This is a genomic window from Runella limosa DSM 17973 (assembly GCF_000482465.1).
GTDB lineage: Bacteria > Bacteroidota > Bacteroidia > Cytophagales > Spirosomataceae > Runella > Runella limosa.
Genome location: NZ_KI519421.1, coordinates 32,639 through 50,872, shown reverse-complemented (window position 1 = coordinate 50,872; position 18,234 = coordinate 32,639). Strand labels below are relative to the sequence as shown.

General features: G+C 39.2%; 12 protein-coding genes. 5 read left to right on the top strand and 7 right to left on the bottom strand.

Annotated features, from left to right (window positions below; genetic code table 11):
- Nucleotides 1–77 precede the first annotated feature (77 nt).
- Both K339_RS33855 and K339_RS0116000 read left to right on the top strand, forming a co-directional pair.
- The gene (locus K339_RS33855; protein WP_157607616.1) at nucleotides 78–503 is read left to right on the top strand and encodes a DUF2958 domain-containing protein; all 426 of its coding nucleotides are present in this window, start codon (nucleotides 78–80) and stop codon (nucleotides 501–503) included.
- A 757-nt stretch (nucleotides 504–1,260) separates the two neighbouring features.
- Nucleotides 1,261–2,757 carry a DUF8370 family protein gene (locus K339_RS0116000; protein ID WP_028524496.1) on the top strand — a complete coding sequence of 499 codons (1,497 nt, stop codon included), beginning with the start codon at nucleotides 1,261–1,263 and terminating at the stop codon, nucleotides 2,755–2,757.
- A gap of 35 nt (nucleotides 2,758–2,792) precedes the next feature.
- On the opposite strand, the gene K339_RS0115995 is transcribed toward K339_RS0116000, so the two are convergent.
- From K339_RS0115995 to K339_RS0115970, 6 genes are all read right to left on the bottom strand, one after another.
- A complete protein-coding gene (locus tag K339_RS0115995) occupies nucleotides 2,793–3,446 on the bottom strand; it encodes a DUF4391 domain-containing protein (protein WP_028524495.1) in 654 nt (217 codons plus the stop codon).
- Entirely contained in the window at nucleotides 3,446–6,673 is a 3,228-nt protein-coding gene (locus K339_RS0115990; protein WP_028524494.1) for a helicase-related protein, read from the bottom strand. The genes K339_RS0115995 and K339_RS0115990 overlap by 1 nt, the downstream gene beginning before the upstream one ends.
- Nucleotides 6,674–6,709: 36 nt before the next feature.
- Nucleotides 6,710–9,829 carry a type III restriction-modification system endonuclease gene (locus K339_RS0115985; RefSeq protein WP_028524493.1) on the bottom strand — a complete coding sequence of 1,040 codons (3,120 nt, stop codon included), beginning with the start codon at nucleotides 9,827–9,829 and terminating at the stop codon, nucleotides 6,710–6,712.
- Nucleotides 9,830–9,832: 3 nt separating this feature from the next.
- Nucleotides 9,833–11,752 carry a site-specific DNA-methyltransferase gene (locus K339_RS0115980; RefSeq protein WP_084332231.1) on the bottom strand — a complete coding sequence of 640 codons (1,920 nt, stop codon included), beginning with the start codon at nucleotides 11,750–11,752 and terminating at the stop codon, nucleotides 9,833–9,835.
- A 609-nt stretch (nucleotides 11,753–12,361) separates the two neighbouring features.
- The gene (locus tag K339_RS0115975) at nucleotides 12,362–13,576 is read right to left on the bottom strand and encodes a site-specific integrase (protein WP_028524491.1); all 1,215 of its coding nucleotides are present in this window, start codon (nucleotides 13,574–13,576) and stop codon (nucleotides 12,362–12,364) included.
- Nucleotides 13,577–13,959: 383 nt separating this feature from the next.
- Nucleotides 13,960–16,707, bottom strand: coding sequence for a 3-coathanger stack domain-containing protein (locus tag K339_RS0115970; protein ID WP_037300790.1), 2,748 nt, complete (start codon nucleotides 16,705–16,707; stop codon nucleotides 13,960–13,962).
- 185 nt (nucleotides 16,708–16,892) lie between these two features.
- Between K339_RS0115970 and K339_RS37165 the strand changes: the two genes are divergently transcribed.
- On the top strand, nucleotides 16,893–17,147 hold the full coding sequence (locus K339_RS37165) for a hypothetical protein (protein WP_157607615.1): 255 nt from the start codon (nucleotides 16,893–16,895) through the stop codon (nucleotides 17,145–17,147).
- 27 nt (nucleotides 17,148–17,174) lie between these two features.
- Nucleotides 17,175–17,384 (top strand): hypothetical protein, encoded by a 210-nt coding sequence (locus K339_RS0115965; protein WP_028524489.1) that lies wholly within the window; start codon nucleotides 17,175–17,177, stop codon nucleotides 17,382–17,384.
- Here K339_RS0115965 and K339_RS0115960 read toward each other — a convergent pair.
- Entirely contained in the window at nucleotides 17,374–17,658 is a 285-nt protein-coding gene (locus K339_RS0115960; protein ID WP_028524488.1) for a DUF3050 domain-containing protein, read from the bottom strand. The two genes, K339_RS0115965 and K339_RS0115960, sit on opposite strands and share 11 nt — an antisense overlap.
- Before the next feature lie 108 nt (nucleotides 17,659–17,766).
- On the opposite strand from K339_RS0115960, the gene K339_RS0115955 reads away from it, so the two are divergent.
- Complete coding sequence (locus K339_RS0115955) at nucleotides 17,767–18,231, top strand: Mpo1 family 2-hydroxy fatty acid dioxygenase (protein ID WP_028524487.1); 465 nt, start codon at nucleotides 17,767–17,769, stop codon at nucleotides 18,229–18,231.
- The last annotated feature ends 3 nt before the right edge of the window (nucleotides 18,232–18,234 follow it).

The following is an 18,234-nucleotide window of genomic DNA, read 5'->3' as shown; positions in this document are numbered from 1 at the left end:
ACCTCTGGCCCCCTTCTGTTTTGCAGAGCTGGTTTATGCTGAAAGTCGGTTCTTTTTTTGATAAAGGTAATTACCTCATGTCCCGACTTATTCCCCAAGAACTCCGTAAAAAGATGATTGAAAATGCACGGGACGTGCTCAAAGGACGAGCAGAAGACCATCCACCCGTTGTTAAATTATTTTCTGTAGCTGGCAGTGCTACTTGGCTTTTAAGCGAATTAAATCCTTTTGAACCTACTATTGCCTTTGGTTTGTGTGATTTGGGAATGGGCTTTCCTGAATTAGGTTATGTGTCGTTGGAAGAGCTTGAAGGTATTCAGCACCCTTCTCTTCCTATCCCACTGATTGTACGAGACGAGCATTTTGACGCAGAGTACCTGATGAGTGTGTATGCAGAAGCGGCGCGTCAGCATCAGGGTATCACTGAGAATCCAGTGCATTTGCAACAGACGCATCAAAAGTTGGTCAGTCAGCAAGCAAAATCTAAATATTTACCTTCCTGATGGATAAGGTCCTTTGGTTGCAGCGTTTAATGGGCTAATCAGTTTGTGCCAATTCCCGCTTTATACGGTGAGACCGACCAGCGATTTGAATATCGGCTGGTATCTGGGTGGTCAACCCCAGTTCATTATAGAGCCTTATGCCCGTGATGTAGGCCATGCATTGTCCATTTTGGTACAGATAAGTTTAAGTAACTCCGCCTAATTAAGTCGTTTTTGACCAAAAACGGTCATTTTATGCTTATAAAAGCGCCCTTTAGAGGCCCTGCTAACTAAGCCCCACTTCTGCAACCGTTCCAGTATCTTGGCTACCGATTCTAAACTCTTCCTGGCCAATGGATAACCAAAAATTACCCTTTCGGGCATGTTCTTTATCGTTTTGGCTATTTTTTGAGCGACACTTATCATTCTGCAAATGTAGCAATTTGTCAATTTTTGTGTTTTGTTTACTTGACAACATAGAATATGTTAACACTTATCCCTTTCGACCACTTACCGCTCGATAAATATAGGACGATTTATTTGCTGGCTTACTGAAACTCCATTACTTTCAAACTAAAATAATTTTGATTGGTTTTACACCAGAGTTTTATCCATTCTCACAAAAGAGTTGATCGAGCTACTCAGTGGCTGTTTGTAAATCATCAAATAAATAAGTTGTCTAGCGGTAGAATTTGGCAACGATATAAAGTTGAAAGTATTTAATCAAACAATATAATGAAATTAATGCTGTTTTGATGATTGTTCATTGGCTCATATTATGGTATATTTTTCAGATTATTTCAATATTGATCCCGAAGTTTTAGAAACTTACGGTGCTTTTGATATATCGCTAATTAATGACCTTCCACTTTTTATTGACCCTTTTTTGTTATATGGAAGTGACAAACCTGAGTATAAAATTTTACATGATGGAATACTTAGATACCTTTCATTTCTTCAATCTAAATCCCAAAGAGGCTCTATTACAGACATAGAGATAGAGTCTTGGTATAAATTTTCTGAAGTCAAGCAAAATTGGTTAGGTTTTAGCCTTCTTGGCAATAGCGGAAGTGGCTTGGGGAAAAAATTTGGTCGTGCCATGTCTTCATATATGCACGTTATATTTGATGATATTTATAAAGAACCAATTTCCCAAACTTCCCATTTAGAAAAAGCTGCTCTATTTCAAATAGGTGTTGGCAAAGATAATATCAGCGATTTCACTTGCAATCTAATAAAATCATTTTTACTTGAATACACGGAATCATTTGCAAAACAATTCCTGCAAGCTAATCAAGTCAAACTATGTACAGTTGAAAAAGCCTACTTCAATTACGAGATTGAAAAGTGGATGGCTAAAACGTATCTTTTACCTGTATTTGATAGAGACTATGTTATTCTTACGCCAAAAGATTTATTAACCAAGGATGAAAACTGGATAAATAGCAATGATCTTCAGGGGGATTTTACAGGGATTTGCAATTCTATTCCTAATAGCCAGCTCAGAGAGGAAATTTTCAATTTTTACAGAACGAAGTTACCTCCGCCAGTATATGTTGGAAAAGGAAGAAGACGCAGAGAAAAACCTATTCCTCAAAAAGATTTGGCGACAGCAATTAATGAAACTATTTTAAAGTTTCCTGAAATTATTGATTATTATATAAAAATAAAAGAAGAAAACTCTGAAAATGCTATCAGCATTTCAGATCAGAAAGTCCAGGAAGTCGAAACCATTTTTAGTGAGAATGTAAAAATTCTAATTAAAATCCTGAGTAAAGAAACAACATTTTACGAATACAAACAAAAGAATTCTTATGATGAAGCATTAGACAGAATTAAATTTTTAAAGGATGTAATCGAGAATAAAGATGGCTATAAACTATTTTATTATAAGGGCAATCCAATTAAACGTGAGGCAGATTTACAGGTAATTTATCGCCTTACCTGGTATTCATCGCCTTATGACGTTAATCGTGAAGTAAATAATGGGCGCGGTCCTGTAGACTATGCCATTTCCTATGGAGCAAATAATAAAGTCCTCGTGGAATTCAAATTAGCTTCTAACTCGAAGTTAAAAATGAATTTACAAAATCAAACTAAAATTTATGAAAGTGCTTCTAACACTAAAAAAAGCATAAAAGTTATTCTATACTTTGATGAAACTGAATATATAAAAATAAAGAACGTTTTAAAAGAATTAGAATTAGAAAATGAAAAAAGCATAGTTTTGATTGATGCTGGAGGGAATAAACTATCGGCTTCCAATGTTCGATGAACTTAAAAGACAAATACTTTCAACATATGCAATATCTATCCATTTTCTACAAGTAAACCAAGGGCCTTTTTCATGGATTGCAATTCCAGATTCAACTCAACTTTCCTATTAAACTGCTTAGACTTAGAAATTGTAGTTTCAAGCTTATGAATTGCAGAGGTCAGCTGCTTTATTTTTTGCTCATGCTCGCATAGTTCTGCTAAACTCTTTATTTTTTCTGACTTACGTGCTAACTGCCTGCATAAATCGAAATACACAAAATCCAAATTTTTCTTTAAACGCAACTCAAATGGGCTATTATTGAACGCTATCCAATCGCTTTTAAAAACCCAGTCAATAATCGTGTTATCTTCATTTAATGGATGAGGATGTTTTCGACAGGCAGAGATTAAAAACTGCTCTTTGTATTCGACAAAGAATATGATTGGGTATGGAATTGCCTTATTAATGATGTCTAAAATCTCGTCAAAACCATCCCTTGCACGCAATTCAAGAGTAAAAACCTGAATTTCCTGAATTTCCTCTCCACTCAGATTTATTGTTTCAAAGCTAAGTTTATTCGCCCAGCGGATACGCTCTATCAAATCGACAAATTTTTTCTTTTGTTTTGCATTTATATATGCATCGAAAGAATTTTTGGGAATGATCCTTTCAACTTTAGTAGTTTCGGGCAACTTGAAATAGCTCATTACTTCACAACGATAAAAGTGACGAGGTTGAAATCTTCCGCTCCTTTGATTGAGGCTCCTAAAGCAGTTGTTCCCCCTGCCTTAAACAAACTTAAAACATCCTTTTCTTCTTCTGTTTTCAGTATTGAGCCAATACTTTTCTGCAATAAATGGGTGTACGCCTGCATATTTCTATAGTCTCGGGTTTCCTGACTGAGCTGTACACAAAGCATTTCAAGGGGTTCTGTTTTACCTTTGCAAAGCACACGAATCATATCCAATGTTTTTTTTGCATCTAAATGGCCGTGCAGAATCTGACCATTATCTAGTACATACACCAAGTAATAGGGAGCTAATCGGTTAAGCTTATCTATATTAATCGAATTATTTGTATTTCTCAGAACATAAATAACACCTTTTTTTTCGTCATCTAACGATTGAGTTACGGCGTGCAGGCCATTAGGGAGCGACTTTAAATCGCCATAAATTTTAATAAAGTGAGATAAGTCAACTCTGAAATCATTAAGCCCTAAATCAGTAATACTGACCCCTTCGCGCAAATCTTCAAGATCTACCACCTCTTCCTGAAGTTTACGTAGCTGTATTTTGCGATACTCTAGGTCTTTCTCATCGGTATTTAAAATATTGTCATCACCCGTACTGGCCAGGTTACTGATCAACATTTTGTTTTCTACGCGCTGTTTGAGATTAATATAGGCGTCTAAAGTGACATCCGGCCAGAAATTAACCATGGTGATATTACTGTTAATGGAGCCGATACGGTCTACACGGCCAAAACGCTGGATGATACGAACTGGATTCCAGTGAATATCATAATTTACAAGGTAGTCGCAGTCCTGCAAGTTTTGCCCTTCTGAAATACAATCGGTGGCAATAAGTACATCAATTTCTTCTTTAATAGAAGGGAATATAATGCCTTTTCCTTTTGATACCGGTGAAAAACAAGTCAACAAGGCATTCAAATCAGACGGTATTTCTTTTGATGAAGATAGGCGTTTGGAACCAGTAATGAGTGCTGTATTTACGCCATGATTTGTTTTCAAATACTCTTTTAAATGCGTGTAAAGGTAATTGGCAGTATCTGCAAAGGCGGTAAAAACGATGACTTTTTTATTTCCAGGGTTAATCGGATTTTGAATTTTATCCGAAATCAGCTCTTTGAGTTTTTTTAATTTCAGATCTTCCTGCCCTCTTAACGTGGTAATTTCGGCGAGCAAATCATCAATAACCTGTAAGTCTGCTGATAAATCCTCACTCCATCTAATAACATCCATATCAGCGATATGCACTTTAACTTTATTACCAAATATGTTTTCTTCTTCTCCCCATTCGGTTTCCCAATCAAAGTCCTCGGATGATAAATCTGCATGAATGCCAGAAACGGTTTCCGCGTTTTCTTTAGAAACAGCCGTAATTGCCTCTACTATAAGTTTTTTAATATTTTGTAGCGTTAGAATAAAAGAATCTACCGAGCTTTCTATACGTTTGAGCAGGTTGATCCTCATCAAAAGCTGTAAGCTTTTCTCGCGATCCTGTTGGGTAAAAGTTCCTGACTTTACCTTCTTATCATAGCGTTCGGCATAAGCAGGTATTTTGCTTTGCATTATATAATTTAACGGAGAGTAAACTGATAGGTTTAAGAACTCCAACGCATCAGCAATCTTTTTATAATTAATACCTTCTCCTTCTTTCAAGCCGCTATGAATAGAGATAGGCTTATTGCGTACCGGAAATTTACCGATAGCCGTGGTATCGTAATAGGTAGTAATATGTTTGCGGGAACGGGCAATGGTTAAACTGTCCAGTATCTCAAAAAAATCAAAGTCAAGCATTTCCAATAGACGCTCAGAAGTTCTTTTTTCCGTAGGATACTTCGACCAGGTATTAAAGGCCTGCTGTGCTCTTCGGAATACCAACTCTATTCCCTGCTCGGTATCCAGCTTTTCATCTATGGTATCTGATACTCCTTCGTAGGCCAACGCCAACTGATTTCTTAAATCATTGAAACGGTTATTCACCGGAGTTGCTGATAGCATCAGCACCTTTGTTTCAATGCCTTCCTGAATAACCTTCCTGAGCAGTTTCTGATAACGATTTTCTTTACCTACAATAGTGTTATTGTTTCTGAAATTATGAGATTCATCAATAACGACCAAACCATAATTTCCCCAATTGACACTTTCAAGGTTACGACCGTTGCTTATACCTTTATCGCGCGATAAATCGGTATGGAAGAGAACGTCGTAGCTAAATTTATCCTTAGCAAGGACATTATTCTTATCATTGTGACGATACGTATTCCAGTTGGCTTCCAGTTTCTTCGGACAAAGCACCAAAACATCTTTGTTTCGCTTCTCATAGTATTTAATAACGCCCAAAGCTGTAAAAGTCTTTCCTAAACCCACGCTGTCCGCGATAATGCACCCGTTATATTTTTCAAGCTTATTGATCGCGCCAATCACCGCGTCCTGTTGAAAATTATAAAGCTTATTCCAAATAACAGTATCTTTAAAACCAATACTTTCATTAGGTAAATTTCCTAAAGAAAGGTCATTGAGAAAATCCTGAAACAGATTGTATAAGGTAACAAAATAGATAAACTCAGGACTGTTTTCTTTGTAAGCACTTTCAAAATACCGCTGAACAGACTGTGTGACATCTTTTAGGTTCTCTTGATTTTCCCAAACTTCATTAAACCATTCAAGATACGCGTTGCTTTGAGGATATTCCGTTTTTTGAATAAGCGTTGGAAAGCCCTTTTTAGGCGTAAATCCTAGATCTGCCGTGGTAAAACCTGTCAAATTCACATAGGCTGCCCCATCATTATTTTGATTTTGGACATGAATAAGCCCGTTTAATGGTATGCTTACCTGCTTATTTGATTTGAAAATAACCTTTTCCTTTACCCATTGTGCACATTCTCTTGCGATGGCTCTTTGGTTCATCTCGTTCTTGAGACGTACTTCAAATTCGCCTCCGCAAAGATTCGCTTCGTTTAGAATATGGGGAATGTAAAACTCTCTGGATTCCTTCTGTAATTTTTCCTGAATAAAAGTTGGCGAAGTAAATATGAACTCCAAAGATTCAATACTTTTTAGTTCTTTTTTAAGCGCCTCAAACGCGTAAATGGAGAAACTGGAGGCTGCAATGGATAATTTGCTCCCTTTTCTTATTTCGCTTCTAAGGTCATCGCCTAAACGATTATTAATGTTATCAAAGAGTTTCATTTATTATTACCGCTTATCAAGAGATAGAGTTTTTTCTCACTTCACCTGTACAATTTCCAACATCTGCTCATAACTGTTCACTTTTGAGAACTGCACCTCTTGGCCGCTGATAGCTTTGAAGTGCTCGCCAGCGCAATGAATTTTGAGGGTTTCGATTTCCCTTAACTCTAAATTTGAATCAGAACCTTTGGTTTCAGCCACAAAATAAATATGCCGAACAGAGTCCTTATCAAACACAATGGCCCAATCTGGACTATAATTAGCGACTGGCGTCGTGATGTAAAAGCTCTTCGGCAATTTGGCATACACAAACACATGATTGCTGTTTTCAAGCGCTTCTGCAAACCGAGCCTCCGTTTTGGAGTCGGTTGTTAAATAATCATAAATATGCTTTTTCAGAAATTCCGATTGGCGAATGGCTGATTTATCATTAGTGAAGACCGTTTTGGCGTCATGTCGCTCTTCAGTCCTATGATAGACAATGTTATTGATAATCAGGCTTGCTTTCACTTCATTGATTAACTTCGCCGACTTAGCAATAAACTCTTCGGGGTTTTTGCGTACCAAAAGAAACTTACCTGGGTTAATTGCTTTAAGAATCTCTACGACGGTACGGCGGGTCAAATTCGTGATCTTCACAATTTCACCCACGATGTCATAAACTGTGTTGGTGTAAATGTCGGATTTTAACTTTTTATTTTCACGGGCTGTTTCTTTAAAACCTTCTCTTTGTACTAACTCTTCCTTGTTGGTTTCTTTGAGCTCGCCGCTTCTGACTTCATAGGTTCGTTCTGCAATGTGCAAATCTGCATTGATACGGTTTTTAGCATCCTTTATCAATTTCTCAGAATCAAACTGAACTTCATAAATCGACTTCAAATTAATTTTATTCCAAAGTTCTTGAAATTCCTTTTTATAAAAATTAGAGTTAATGCTGAGCGTAATGTTATCTCGGTCATTTTCAGGAATCAGTACCTCACCGGTATATACCGACTTCAATAAGCGGGTTAAGCTATCACGGAACGGCTCAAGATTAGCAGGAACCGGGACTGTATTCTGTTCAATAAGCAGACGGCCTTCTGTGGTAATTTTATCATCATCATCAAGCACGTCATGCTTGTATAAAAACTTGTTCAGCTTTTTAGCTTCGTCTGCCGTGATACGAAGCTGATTCCCGTTCCCATCCGTCAATAGGCGGCCAGAAAGAAACTCTGCGGTGGCTTTTTGTGGGCGATCTTTCAACGTTTCCGCAATTTCACTTTGCAGCCCCTTCGCAAATACCTCATAACTTTCGGAGGCTACAATCGTCAACTTATTAATATCGTGGACCTGCTCACCTACGGTTTCATAATCCTGACGGATACCATGACTGTTTACGCACAGACGCATTCCCCGTCCTACTTCCTGACGACGGCGAATAGTGGCATCAGAATGTTTCAGCGTACAAATCTGGAACACGTTGGGGTTATCCCAGCCTTCCTTTAAAGCAGAGTGTGAAAATAGAAACCGTGTGGGTTCATCGAAACTCAACAGCCGCTCTTTGTCCTTCATAATCAGGTCATAAGCATTAATATCGTCAGTTTCTTCTTTTCCCCGCTTTAAAGTCGGGTCAATAAGTTTCTTATTTTTATCAATCGAAAAATAGCCGTTGTGAATACGCTCAACGTCATCGCGTTGCAAATACTGTACATAGCCCTCGGGCATGTAACCCTTGTGAATATGACCGGGATCTGTTTCGTATATATATTGATTATAGTCCTGATGAAACAGATCTATATAATCATTACGTAAGAGGTTATATTCTTCTTCAAAAATCTGAGCGTACTCTCCCAGCTTTTGTTCGCCGTTCTCATCATAGATCCGATATTTTTCAACGGAGTCAATAAAGAAGAGTGATAAGACTTTAATACCCTTTTCAAAAAGATCGCGCTCTTTGCTGAAATGTGAAATAATGGTTTCACGTATTTGAATGCGCCGAAAAGCTTTCTCATCCAGGTCGCCAATGGCCTCACCAGCTATAATTTCCTGCCCATTGACAATAATTTTGTTAAAATACCCATCTATTTCCTGAATAGTCCAGTTCTTATATTGAGGCATTTCGCCAGAAAGCTCAAAGAGATTGGCCCCTTTTTCCAGCTTTTGGCGGATACGCTTTACCGTCGTTCCGCTTCGCTTTTCGTATTCAATAACGGCAACGGGCGGTTTACCGGTGGATAAATAAATCTGTTCCAGATACAGATACCCAGCGGTACCTGTACCGCCTTTTAAGTTGATTCCTTTAACCTGAATTTTTTTGACTAGCTTTTTATTATAAGCATCAAGGGCGTCCAGCCTATATACTTTGTTATACTCATTTTTATGGGTAGCCGAATAGCGTAAGGTAAACAGCGGACGAAAATCCTGCATACTTTCCAATGTCCGATCACCATCTACTGACTGTGGCTCATCAATAATCAGGATTGGGTTGGTCTGAGCAATGATTTCAATTGGACGCCTGGATGCAAACTGATCCAGTTCCATATAAATTCGCCGGGCATCTTTGCCTTTTGCATTAAATGCCTGCGTATTGATAATCATTACGCTGATACGGCTGTCAGATGCAAAGTTTTCAATATCCTGCGGGCGGCCTGAATTATAAATAAACGGACTGATACGGTGCCCATATAATTCCTGAAAATGGTCCTGTGTAACTTCAAAGGATTTATACACCCCTTCACGGATGGCTATGCTGGGCACAATAATGATAAACTTGCTCCAACCATATTGCCGGTGCAGTTCGTACATGGTGCGGATATAGGTATAGGTTTTACCCGTACCCGTTTCCATTTCAATGGTTAGGTTATAGCCAAGCTTTAGCCCTTTGGGTCGCTCCAGCTTATCGCTTTCCTGTATATCGTTTTTGCCCTGTACCAGTTTTATATTTTCCAGCAGTTGCTCTTCTGTAATCTGAATGGGACGGTTACGGTACCCAATCGTCTCCATTACTGCCATATCCAGATCTATTTGACCGATGCTGGCGGCTTTAGCTTTACGGATAAGCTCTCGGCTCTTTTCAAGGGTAAAGCGATTGGTTTCTCTGGGCTGTCCCGCGAAGCAATCCGTCACCGCCCTGACGGCCTGAATCTGAAAATCCTGTTCTTTAAATTGTAATTTCATAGCTTAAATCACGCGCATTTCAGTGTCAGGACTCAGTTGTTTTAATAACTGCCGTACATTTTCTTTGGCAGTGTCATCTTTAAATCCTTTATCCCGGAATACGATACGCATGGGTGTGTATGCTGCAATTTCTTTTGCGAATGCTTCGTCGATATTATTATCAAAACAAGCGATTAAGGAGTTTTGCGCCACCTGAAATACCTGTTTCCCAGCAACGGTGAGCGGTTCAATTTTATAAGAAAGGGGCAAACCCCAGTCCAGCATTACCTGAGCTAATAAATCATCAGCGGTACGATCTGACTTAATGTTATCCGCAAAGATATCCAGCTGTGCCTGATTATAGTCTTGGGGACGATAATATACATCCTGCATATTGCTTTCATCCAGACGATATACACGGAAACCTGTATCCAAATTTCTTGGCTCTTCTGCCTCAAAATTTAGTTGTCCTGATTTCTTATTAAGAATTTCTTCTTTGATTTTCTTGCCTGCTCTGCGAATTCGCTCTTTTCCTATTTCACAAATGTTTTCAAATCCAGATTTGTATGAATCACTTTTTTCATCTATACTTTCTGGTAGCTGAACCATTATAAATTTACGGCTGCCTCCATCTTCTGCATTAATCTGCATTGCAGCATGTGCAGTGGTAGCGGAGCCAGAGAAAAAGTCTAAGATAATGTCATTACTATCATTACGGGTTGATAGCTTAACAATCCTATTAATTAAACGGGTTGGTTTTGGTGTGTCAAATGGAACAGCTTCCGGAAATAAAGTTTTTATTTCTTTTTTTCCTTCTTGATTGTGTCCTACATCTTCATACTTCCAAATTGTTTGACAAGCTACCCCTTGTTTTACCTCAGTTAAAAATCGCTTTATAGCGGGAGCGCTTTTCCCCTCGCTGCCAAACCAAACACGATTATCTGCAATCATTTCTTGCATCCTATCATTAGTATAAACCCAACAACGTCCTGTGGGTGGCTGAAATGTTTGCCCATTGGGTGCGATTAATTCATAAAACTGCGAGGCTGTCCCATGGCCTGCCTGTGCTGTTGCATCTGTGGGTTTCCAATCTCCTCGCGGATCATTATCGAGATTTCTATATCGTGCATTCATTTCATCAGAACGCTCTAAGAGATTTGGGTGCCATATTTCTTTCATTTTAGCATATACTAAAATAAAATCATGGGCTTCTGAAAACCATTGAACGGCGTTTTGAGGGCTGTACCTTTTTTCCCAAGTAATTGTGCTGATAAAATTCCCTTCCCCAAAAATTTCATCACAAAATTTACGCAGATTGTGTACTTCGTTATCATCAATTGAAATAAAAATTACTCCATCATCAGTCAATAGATTTCTGGCTAATTTCAAGCGTGGATACATCATGGTCAACCAATCAGAATGATAGCGCCCAGAAGTTTCAGGATTCACTACCAAACGTTGGTTAAGCTCATTCACTAAACCGCTTTCCTCTTTAAATTCATCGCTATCCTGTGTAAAATTATCCTTATATACAAAGTCATTGCCTGTATTATAGGGAGGGTCAATATAGATCATCTTGATCTTTCCAAAGTAACTTTCCTGCAGCAACTTTAGTACTTCTAAGTTATCACCTTCAATATAGAGGTTCTCGGTATTGTCAAAATCAACTGAATCTTCCCGTACTGGGCGTAGGGTTTTAGTCGTAGGAAGGTTAGCTGTTACAATTGCTTCGCGCTTACCTGGCCACTCCAAGCGGTAACGCTCTTTATTCCCTTCAATAATTTGATGATTGAGCTCCTGCTTAAGCAAGTCAAAATCAACGGCTTTGCCTTCGGCGGTTTCGGTAACGCAATTAGGAAACAGTGCTGCCAGAGCGTCTATATTATGCTTCACCATGTCGGTGCTTGCCATATCGAGGCGATCAGGGTGGGTATTTTCGGGCATAAGAGGCAATTCCAGTAATTAATGTATTGTTTTTGATTATTACCTAAGTAATCAGGCTTGCAAAGTCTGCATTTGCATCAAATCACAATAGGTTAAACCCCAAAGTAAGCAAATTTGGTTAAGTAAAACCTCTAAAATTTAAAACTTTATGATTGATAATCCTTCCTGCTATTACGGAGCCCGCAATCCATTTATACCATAATGCAGCGAACAGCTAATGCATTTGATACAAATACAGTGTATTAAGGTCATATTTAAAGGAGGCGCGCCCAAGCTATAAGCGGGCGTTGCAAAAGAAGTAAATTTGAAGGTTAAGCCTACATATTCAATACTTTATCCAAAGGACCACCCGTCTAATTAGATTAATACTGCGTCGTCGTCAGGGTGCTGCTTTGGTAGTTTCAGTCAAGTGATCCATTCAACACTTTATCCAAAGCCTCATCCGTCTGTTGCGTTGTAAAATTAGATTGGTACTGCATTGTCGTTATAATGCTGCTGTGACGGTATTGAAACTTGGGTGTTCAATCGTATCTATGGGTGTTGGAATAGATAATTTGGAGGCTCAAATAACACCCTTTAACGGGTAAGGGTAATTTCTTAAATTCTTCTTTAACTTCCAATTACAGCTTCCAAGGCATCGTCAGCGGTTTTATTGATAAAGTTGGCTTGGTATCCAATGGTGGTTATTACACTGGAATGACGATACAGTTTTTGCAGCATCTGCACTGGAATTTTTTCGCCTGATATATTCCCAAAGGTGTGACGGGAAATATGCATGGTGAGCGGTTTGGTGATATTTGCTTGCTTTGCCACATGCAGCAAAGCTTTATTTAAGCGTTTAACGGCGTATGATATTTTACGTTGCACATTGTAAGTATCATTCAAGTCATTCAAGACTTTGAGTTCAGGAAAAATTAAATCGTTTTTCTTTTCATCCATTCGATACTGGTTAATAATCCGCAGCGCCTTCTCGGGTACTTTAAGTGACCCAGCTTTGAGGTTTTTACCCATCGCGTAGTAAAGTCGATCATTCTGCAAATCAGACCATTTCATACGTAATACATCGGATATACGAACGCCAGCAAAATAAAATGAGAATAGCCAAATATTACGCGCGTGATGAAAGTAGTCGTTTTCGGATAGGTCTAGTTCTTCAATTATCTTTACCTCTTCGGGCGAAAGACCAATTTTTACTGACTCAGGAAATTTGATGGCTATTTTTCCTTTGCCAAAAGGGTAAGCTTTGTTATCGACTAAACCGCCTTTAATGGCCTGATTGTAAATTGTACGAATGATTAGAAGGTGGTTGACAATAGTTCGCTCAGAAATGCCTCTGCTCCCTTTAAGAAATGCTTGATAGCGGTTAAGTAGTGGAACTGTAATCTCTGAAAAGGGAATATCTTTGCCTTTGAGAAAGTCCCGAAAATGATTTATGCGTGTTTGGTCTGTTTTTACTCGATTGTACTTACCTGCTTTGTGCATATTATCTATGAAAAGAGTAGCTTGTTCAAAAAAGCTGGCTTCCGTGGTAGGTGCCATCGTTTTACGCACTGTACTTAAAACGACTTCCTTTGTCTGACTTTTTACCGTTAGTAAATTGTCACTAATTTCAGTTTTCTTTTGTAGAATGAAATGATTTAAACGAACTGCATTAGGGTAAGATTTTTTCACTTTTTGATTTACTGCATCCCAATCAGATTCTTTCAAGTTATGCCCTAAATAAATATAGGTGGTTTTGCGATTAACCGTAACGCGTAGAGCCAACGGATAGGTGCCGTCATTGTTCTTCTTTTTGCGAAGCACAATTTTTAATGAAGATGCCATAAAAAAATAGAAATTTTGTTCGCAGGTTCTAAACTCAGTAAACAAAGATACAAAAAATTTGGTACAACATAGGTACAACAAATGGCATTTTTTTATGGATTCATCTAATATGATAGTTTTGTAAATTACTGATAATCAGCACATATTGAAGTGTATGAATCCATATTAAACCATAATTTGTAGGATTCATAACCCTAAGGTCGGCAGTTCGATCCTGCTCCCCGCTACACTGATTATCAAGCCGTTACGATGAAAATTCGTAGCGGCTTTTTTGTTATTGTGACATAATTACAACATCGTACGATTCCAATTTGTACAAATTTTACTCAGAATAAATTTATCTAAATGCTGCAAGTGAGTGCAACGGGGTCAAATTTTTTCAATTATTTTAACATTTCTAGCGTTAAATCATCAAAATAAGCGGTTCCTTCACAATCACCTGAAGTAAAACCCAAACGACAAGTGATTTTTATGTATCCATCACCCGAGTTGAAAGGAAGCTGTATCAATGTCCAGTCGTTGGTGCCTTTTAAGTCTTTACTGCGAGGGGGGAAACTAGGATTACTCGTGCTTGTAACTACACTCAAATTAGCTCCCACTCCATTCGAATTCGTTTGAATAGTGATGTCCTGGGTTTTGATCCAACCTTTTAAAATATAATTAGTATAGGGTATTACTCTAATGGTCTGATACACTTGTAGGTCATTGCTTTGTACTGAGCCATAGGCGGGGCCTGTATATATTTTGATGCAATTTGAGCCATTTCTCCCTTGCCCTCTGAGCCATGAAAATACGCCTTGGCTAAGTTTCCAACCTGTTTTTAACCAAGGCAGGGTTAAAGTACTACTCACAAAGCTTACGGAGTCTTCAAAGCTGCTATTGGAAAGTGGAGAAAAGTAGGGTTGTAAATTGACTGTTACTTGCGCTTCTGAGCAGGAAGAGAGATTGCTTCGATTGCAAATGGAATAAACAAAGCTATCGGTTCCACTTTTTTCGTTGGAAAAGTAATTGAGGCTGCCATTCGGATTGACCGTTACTGTACCTTTGGTAGGCGTAGTGACAAGGGTAGGTAACGAAATTTGAGTTAGATTCGTTACTGCTGTACCATCGGGGTTTTGATCATTATTCAAAACTGAAATAGTTTGAGTTGCCCCGCCCCCCGCATAAATATTGTCAATGTGGGCTATTGGCTCACTGCATCCTTTTAGGAGGGCTCTAAATGTACTTCCTCTTTGTGCCTGAAAGCCTGGCAACAACGTAACGCTATTATTGGCTATATATAATCCATTTGTTTTATTAGGTATATTTTGCGTGGAAATAAGCGTACCAGCTGTCCGTTCAATTCCTGATGTGTTCGTACCTGTAAGTGAAACAGTATTGGTAATGATTGACACTGTAAAAGGCGCACTTGTCAGACTGTTACAGCCATACGTGCATGCGACGGAGTAGTTTGTGTTAGCATGAGGTGCGACTATAATGGAAGAGCTAGTCTCACCCGTAGTCCATAAATAGGTACCATAACAACCATACGCAGTTAATGTGACCGACGAACCTGGACAAACCTCAGGGATGCCGCTGATTGTAGGTGCATCTACGCCGCAGGTATTTCCATAATTTCCGCTAATCGGACTTGAAATGGCCGAAGCACCGTGCGCATCAGTTACCCGAATACGAGAAAGATAAGGGCCTTGCTGAGGGATTATATAATCGAAATAGTGAGCGTTCAGAGGAGGTGTATCAAAAATGCCATCATTGTTGACGTCAAATTCAACCGTGAAGGAGTCGCTGTTGGGGTCTGTAGTTGTTGTTGCGTCAAATCGAGTAAATTGTTCTGTGTTTGCAGTTGTAGGGTACAGAAGTTTTAAAAAGGGCTTGGGAGCCTGATTTCCCTCAGTTACATTGAGGGTAAAGGCAGAAGAGACCTTCCGATTTCCTTGCCGATCACACACTGAAATATAAAAAGAATTGTTCTGCCCTGCCGTATAATAAGGGGTTTTAAACGTGGCCATTACCGAGGTAGGATTCGAGGTCGATTTTTTAAATACCAACTCATCAATAGTATTGCCTTGGTAGTCAAATAATTGAGCGTACGAAACGCTGTCAGTATCTTCTGCGTTGAAACTTATATTGAGTAATCCATCAACAGGCGACAGGATGTTGGAAGTTAGTATAGTGAGACTTGGGGCAGAATTTACGGTTTTGATTCGGTTGAAGTAATGGCTTTCGTTCAGCTGAACCGATGAACCATATTCCAATCTGGTGTAATCTTTAGGGTAAAGTGTTGGAAAAAAACTCCCACGTATTCCCCTTAATCCGTTATACATTAATCCCCCAAAGGCATTATTGTCGTGGCGCGCATCGTGATTGAGCCCGAAAGCATGTCCCATCTCGTGGCACAAGGCCCCTAAATAGGACGATGCGACCGAACTGAAGGTTTCCCCTTCAAACCACATAAAAGAGGTACTTTGCACCAAGGGATAAGGCCCCCATTCGGGTACCGTTTGGCCAGCATAAGGGGTGTTATCCAGTAGTCGTTGAGGGTTAAATAATTGTATAACGGTACTTCCTAGCTGCATTAATCCCGAATTTTTCCCACTTCCTCCTCCACCTCCCAAAGCCAAACCGCCGTAAAAACTGCCATCGGGGTTTTGTACGTGCGTTTCGGGAATTAATATCCATAACTCTCCCTCAAAATCTACGGTTAATCCTACATTTTTGGCAGCGACCTTTGTTCGTTCAAAAAGCACATTCCCATTTCCTCCCCATAAGTAATCATCGGTTTCTGGGACATTGACTAAGTGAATTTTGGGCCTTGGAGACTCTTCTTCGGTTTCATAAATAAACGTTTTTGACCCGAAGCCGTTTTGGAGCATGTTGTTACGGTACCACATTTGCGCCATTTCAATCGCGAATTGAAGATTTTCCTTATAGTGGGGTTGAGGTGTGCGGTTGGAGGGAACGACATACCCTATTCTTACTTTTGCAGGTGGTAGGGCTGGCACCCCAGTTCCGAAGGTTTTATAAACTGAATCACTCAGCAGGGGGTGTTGAGCCATGATTACAGTTGTATTGTAAAGAGTAAGTAGAACTACGAGCCAAACGGCTATTTTAAGAGCCCAATACTTTTTCATAAGCACAGAATGTTTTTGAAACGGCGTGATACACCCTACGTTTTGTAAGATATTCTAATCTAAGAGAAAGTAACCCATCATGGTATGATGCAGGTCATATAGGGGTAAATACTTTTTGGATTGTCTTTGCATTAAAATTCGTTGGAAAACGTTAATTTAGTGGAAACAAATTAATCTAATAAGCTATGAAAACCCGATTCACACTTTTAGCCACCTTTTTGGTGCTTACTACCGTTTTAAGTAGCTGTTTTTATTCAGGAGGATACCGTTCGCGGTATTATGATCCTTATTATGCACCCCGCCCTTACGTTCGGGTAGTGCCGCCGCCGCCTGCGTATCGCCCTCGGGTTTACGTAGCCCCACCACGATACCGCCCGCCGCATCGTTACGAAAGTCGTGGACGTTATCAATACCATAGAGGCAGTCGCAGACGTTGGTAAATAGAAGACTGATTATAAATTTTTGACATGAAAAAGATATTTTTATTGATGCTTTTTGGGTTAATTCTTGAATTGCCAACCGCCCAAGCAAAAACAGCTTCGATGGCCAAAATGACGACCATTGAAGCTGCTTCTGATGCGAAAACGCTGCGTAAGAAGAAACGAAACCGCCAACGTAAAGGCTTTATGTGGGGGCTATTTCGTAAACGCAATGCCTGCGATTGCCCTAAACATTGATTGCTAACTCACTTTTTTTAGCCAAAATGTCGTGGTAGGCTCCTTCCCAAAGCGCGAGTCTTTGTTCTAAAGAGGCTACCACGGCTTCTTCGGCCTCTTGCCAAAAGGCAGCATTGGTGCTACACAAGTTTTCGGTCATTTGAATCGCTAAATGACTATGATGGTCGCCATCTACTTCAATGTGACGTTCGAGGTAATATTTAAAAATCGAGATATTATCGGGAGATGTTTGGTTTAAATGATTGACTATCGAAACAAATTCGATTGCCTTCAAGGTCTATATCAGATGCTATTGCTGATTTCTTGAAATGGACGGAAATGTCTAAAATTTTCAGAAAAAAGTTATATATTTGAAAAGACTAAAACCAACCTTTTTTGATTTATGAGAACCATTGATTCTTGGCTAAATGAGTACGGAGAAAGCCACCAAAACCCTACCAACAAGCTTGTACATTGGATATGTGTTCCTGCCATCTTTTTTAGTATCGTAGGTTTATTGTACAGCGTAAAGCTACCTTTTGCCATTACCGAAACGCTCCAGCTAAACCTTGCGATTTTGATTTTAGCTTTTGTAAGTATTTACTATTTCCGCCTGTCGGTAACCCTCGCCATTGGGCTTTTGTTCTTTTCTGGGTTTTGTTTGTACTTGGCACAACAAATAGAAAATCAAGGCTTTACACTTTGGAAGGTATCGGTTGCGATTTTTGTTATAGCGTGGATAGGGCAATTTTGGGGGCATAAAGTGGAGGGAAAAAAGCCCTCGTTTTTCAAAGATTTACAATTTTTAATGATTGGTCCCGCGTGGCTTATGCACTTCATTTATAAGAAAATAGGCATTCCCTACTGAGCA

Coding starts and splice junctions, on each gene's coding strand:
- K339_RS0115965 (WP_028524489.1), top strand. CDS start 17,175: ATGAAAAAGATATTTTTATTGATGCTTTTTGGGTTAATTCTTGAATTG.
- K339_RS0115985 (WP_028524493.1), bottom strand. CDS start 9,829: ATGAAATTACAATTTAAAGAACAGGATTTTCAGATTCAGGCCGTCAGG.
- K339_RS0115955 (WP_028524487.1), top strand. CDS start 17,767: ATGAGAACCATTGATTCTTGGCTAAATGAGTACGGAGAAAGCCACCAA.
- K339_RS0116000 (WP_028524496.1), top strand. CDS start 1,261: ATGGTATATTTTTCAGATTATTTCAATATTGATCCCGAAGTTTTAGAA.
- K339_RS0115975 (WP_028524491.1), bottom strand. CDS start 13,576: ATGGCATCTTCATTAAAAATTGTGCTTCGCAAAAAGAAGAACAATGAC.
- K339_RS33855 (WP_157607616.1), top strand. CDS start 78: ATGTCCCGACTTATTCCCCAAGAACTCCGTAAAAAGATGATTGAAAAT.
- K339_RS0115995 (WP_028524495.1), bottom strand. CDS start 3,446: ATGAGCTATTTCAAGTTGCCCGAAACTACTAAAGTTGAAAGGATCATT.
- K339_RS0115980 (WP_084332231.1), bottom strand. CDS start 11,752: ATGCCCGAAAATACCCACCCTGATCGCCTCGATATGGCAAGCACCGAC.
- K339_RS0115970 (WP_037300790.1), bottom strand. CDS start 16,707: ATGAAAAAGTATTGGGCTCTTAAAATAGCCGTTTGGCTCGTAGTTCTA.
- K339_RS37165 (WP_157607615.1), top strand. CDS start 16,893: ATGAAAACCCGATTCACACTTTTAGCCACCTTTTTGGTGCTTACTACC.
- K339_RS0115990 (WP_028524494.1), bottom strand. CDS start 6,673: ATGAAACTCTTTGATAACATTAATAATCGTTTAGGCGATGACCTTAGA.